This window comes from Natronomonas sp. (assembly GCF_046710025.1).
GTDB lineage: Archaea > Halobacteriota > Halobacteria > Halobacteriales > Haloarculaceae > Natronomonas.
This window is the reverse complement of the sequence record NZ_JBKEGK010000242.1, coordinates 1-3,748: the sequence shown is the minus strand read 5'-3', so window position 1 is coordinate 3,748 and position 3,748 is coordinate 1. Positions and strand designations below refer to the sequence as shown.

The 3,748-nt window shown below is 64.6% G+C and carries 3 protein-coding genes and 1 pseudogene; 1 reads left to right on the top strand and 3 read right to left on the bottom strand.

Translation table 11 applies throughout. From position 1 onward, the window contains the following. Positions 1-1,702: pseudogene (locus tag ACI944_RS12980) on the bottom strand (hypothetical protein); the annotation flags it as partial. A 125-nt stretch (positions 1,703-1,827) separates the two neighbouring features. Here ACI944_RS12980 and ACI944_RS12975 point away from each other — a divergent pair. Beyond that, complete coding sequence (locus tag ACI944_RS12975; RefSeq protein ID WP_411719454.1) at positions 1,828-1,980, top strand: hypothetical protein; 153 nt, start codon at positions 1,828-1,830, stop codon at positions 1,978-1,980. Positions 1,981-1,983: 3 nt separating this feature from the next. Here the strand turns inward: ACI944_RS12975 and ACI944_RS12970 are convergent, their stop codons facing one another. Both ACI944_RS12970 and ACI944_RS12965 read right to left on the bottom strand, forming a co-directional pair. Next, the gene (locus ACI944_RS12970) at positions 1,984-2,817 is read right to left on the bottom strand and encodes an ABC transporter ATP-binding protein (RefSeq protein WP_411719455.1); all 834 of its coding nucleotides are present in this window, start codon (positions 2,815-2,817) and stop codon (positions 1,984-1,986) included. Beyond that, the gene (locus tag ACI944_RS12965; protein WP_411719453.1) at positions 2,814-3,617 is read right to left on the bottom strand and encodes an ABC transporter permease; all 804 of its coding nucleotides are present in this window, start codon (positions 3,615-3,617) and stop codon (positions 2,814-2,816) included. The genes ACI944_RS12970 and ACI944_RS12965 overlap by 4 nt, the downstream gene beginning before the upstream one ends. Positions 3,618-3,748 lie beyond the last annotated feature (131 nt).

The window sequence follows — 3,748 nt, the reverse complement described above, 5'->3', positions numbered from 1 at the left end:
ACTCCGGAATGACGTATGCCTCGCCATCCGTTGCACCGCCGAGGTTAAGCTCAGTTCGGGGTTCGTTCGAAGTCATGTCCGTCTGCTTGGATTCGAGGACGATACCCTCGTCCTCGAGGTTGAGCAAGTCCTGAAACTCATCGGGGTGAACTCCCTCCTCAAACTCCTGTCCGCCTTCGTCGGTTTGATGAAAGAGTGCTCCATAGAGGCCAGTTGCCTCAATCTCAAAGACGAGTCTGTCCTCCTTGGCGATGGTACCCCGTTCGGTCAGCTCCCCCGTCAGCGAACCAATGTCTCCGGAGGTCTCGAACTCGTTTGCCGGGCCACGCGGCGCGACGTACGTCGTGACTGACTCCACGCTGGGCTCCGTCACTTGCAGATTCGAGCGGGCGACCGGGTGCGCAAAGTCGGCGATGCCGTCATCGCGCAGTTCAACGGTGCCATCCGCTCCAAGCACAAACCGGTAGCGCTCGGGCTGAACCGGCCGTGGCAGCGGTCCCATCCCCATCTCCGCTCGGAATTCGTCTATATTGTCCCACGTTCGACGGCCGTCTGAACCTCTGAAGCGAACCTCGGAGAGTCGCTTTTCACCATCTCCTTCCGTTTCACCCACTGGGGGGTCATGGAGGTAACTCCGGACGGTACCATCGGTCATATACACGTCTTCGGTATCGGCGCTGGTGCCGAGCAGGCGGGTGTTGATCGTTAATGCTCCTCCCTCTACATAGACAATGTCGAAGAAATTGGCCGGTCTGCCTTCCCGCGCCTTGTGGTCTGCACCGACGAGTAGATACCCCCCGTCGACGCCGCTAATGCTCGTATCAACGGTCACCATGTCGCCGGCTGCCACCTCATGTCGGTCGGTCGCAAAAGAGCCGTCGACTTCGGGGTCGACGACCTCGAGTTCGAGCCGTTGTTTGACCTCGGAACCGACCGGCGAGAGGTCGAACCGGTACGTCGCCGCGTCGAAGTCCCGAAACGAGAGTTCGATACCCGGCTCCTGCCCGGGGGGTTCCAGCCTGAGCTCGCCGTCTTCTCGATAGACGGCTTCCCGTTCGTCGCCATCGAGTACCTCGAATAGCTCGTCGTCGGCCAGATCCGGCGACGAAATCGCCACGGCGTTCTCGGGCGCCGCGGACCCGAGCCCCGAAAGCTCCGTCGTGTGGTCGGCCTCGGCGCCGAAGGCGTCGATCTCGCTGTCCGCGAGCGACGGATCGAATCCGACCGACTCGACCGCGATCGACGCCGCATCGGACCCGAGACGCTCGCCCGAGCCGCCGATCACGACCGCCTCGATCGACACGTCGCCCGTTGTCGTCGGGTGCGTGACCCTGATGTCGACGACGACCGTCTCGCCCTCCGGATCGACCCGGACGCTGTCGCTTGTCGGACCCCCGGTTGCCTGCCCGGTCACGACATCGACGTTCTCCGTCCGCTCGGCGGCCCACCCCGTGAGGTCGAGTTCGATCGTCGCGTTCGTCCCCGTCGTGTTCGCCGTCTCGACGGTCACGGTGTGCGTATCCGTGACGCCCGCGTCGCCCTCGTCGGGAGTGATCGTCACGTTCTCTATCGTCGCCTCGCTTTGCGCCGCGGCGGTCCCGCCAGCCAGCCCGACGCCGACGAGCGCCGCGAGGGCGACGCACAGACAGACAGCTCCGAATCGGCGTCCACGGGGCGGCGAGCGAGCGGGAGACACGGCCATTGCCCGTGATTCACACGATCCGGTTATCAAGTCGCGACCTGTTTCGGCGGCCGAAACGGGGTCCGGTGATGTCGAACCGAGCCCCACATCGCCCGCCTTTTAAACTGACCGACCGAACACCCCACATGACCGACGCAGACGCCGCCATCGATCGCTTCCTGACGAAGGCCGACGACGCCTACGGCGAGTACGAGGCGGGGTACGCCGATGCGGACGCGACGCTTCGCAGACTCGAACGCCACATAGAGGAACTCCGCGAGGCCCGAGCGAACGAGTGAGCCTTACACGTCCGGTGTGCCCCGCTCGCCGCGGATGAGCCCCAGCACGCGCTCGTAGTAGCGCCCGAACTTGGCGTCCGAGCGCGCCCGCGGCCGGGGGAGGTCCACGTCGATTACTTCTCGGACCCTCCCGGGTTCCTTGGCCATCACGACGATCCGGTCGGCGAGTTTCACTGCCTCCTCAACGTCGTGGGTGACGAACAGGACGGTCTTTCCGGTCTCGCGCCAGATTTCCAGCAGTTCGGTCTGGAGCATCTCCCGCGTCTGTGCGTCGACGGCGCCGAAGGGCTCGTCCATGAGCAGGAGGTCGGGATCGACCGCCAGCGCCCGCGCGATGGCGACGCGCTGTTTCATGCCGCCGGAGAGTTCCTTGGGGTAGCTATCGCCGAACCCTTCGAGGCCGACCAACTCGACGAGTCGCTCGACCCGCGCCCGGCGCTCCTCGGCGGCGACATCGCTTTTTTCGAGGCCGAAAGCGACGTTTCCGCGGACGGTCCGCCACGGGAAGAGGTGGTACTCCTGGAAGACGACGCCCATGTCGGATGTCGGGCCGTCGACCCGCTCGTCGTTCAGGAAGACGTCACCCGCCGTTGCGGACTCGAGGCCGGCGATGATCCGAAACATCGTCGTCTTTCCACATCCCGAGGGGCCGACGAGGCAGACGAACTCGCCGTCCGAGACGTCGAAGGAGACCCCTTCGAGCGCCCGGATCGGCCCCTCGTTGCCCTCGTAGTGCTTGGCGATGTCCGAAACTTGGACGCGGGCGGCCGTTGCGGTTTCGTGTCCGCTGTCTGTACTCCTGCCCCCCTTTTCGGTTCCGCGCTCGTCATCGTTCACCGCCACGCGAGCACCCTCCGTTGGGCCGCCCTAAAGGTCACGTCGACAAGTAAGAACAGCAGGCTCAACACGAGGATGTACGCGATCACGACGTCGACCTGAAGATTGTTCGAGGCGCGCAGGATACGCCGCCCGATGCCGGGGACGCCGAAGATCTCGGAGGCGACGACGAGCATCCAACACCGCCCGATCCCGGTCCGGATCCCGGTCAGTATCTCCGGGGAGGCCGCGGGGACGACGACCGACCGCAGCAACTCGAAGTCGCCCTCGACGCCGAGACTACGGGCGACGTCAAGGAGGTCCTCCGAGACGCCCTCGACGCCGCCGTAGGCGGCATAGAAGTTGATCCAGAAGGCCCCGACGGCGATAATAAAGGCCGCTCCGGCGTGGTTGATGCCAAACCACGCGATCGCGAAGCCGATGAGCGCTAGCGGCGGCACCGGTCGCAGGGTGCGAACGATCGGTGCTGAGATGTCGTCGGCGAGTGAACTCCACGCTAGGCCGACGCCGGCTGCAACGCCGAGGGTGGTGCCGATCACGGCGCCTGGAATCCAGTGACGGACGCTTTGGCCGACCGCAGTCGCCATCTCGCCGCTCGCGGCCTCAGCGTAGAACGTTTCGCCGACAGCGGCCGGCGACGGCAGTACATATGTGGGCTGGACGAGCGAGGCCGCCCACCATAGCGTAAGAAAGCCGGCGATACCGGCGGACCCGAGGATCGCCCGCCGTGGGTCGACCGTCGGGATCGACCCGTTTATGTATCCCCCGATATCGTCATCAACGTCGGTTTTCGTGGCCATCTGTGCTCACGCCCCCTCGTGTCCGCAGTTACAGGCCATCGTAGACATTGTAATCGAAGATATCTTCGGTCGTCAGTTCCTGTTCGATTTGGCCGTTATCGTGGGCGAACGTCGAGAACACCTCGGTTCCG

What these genes read in the sequence shown, in the direction of transcription:
- ACI944_RS12975 (WP_411719454.1), top strand. Translation starts at nt 1,828, where the DNA reads ATGACCGACGCAGACGCCGCCATCGATCGCTTCCTGACGAAGGCCGAC.
- ACI944_RS12965 (WP_411719453.1), bottom strand. Translation starts at nt 3,617, where the DNA reads ATGGCCACGAAAACCGACGTTGATGACGATATCGGGGGATACATAAAC.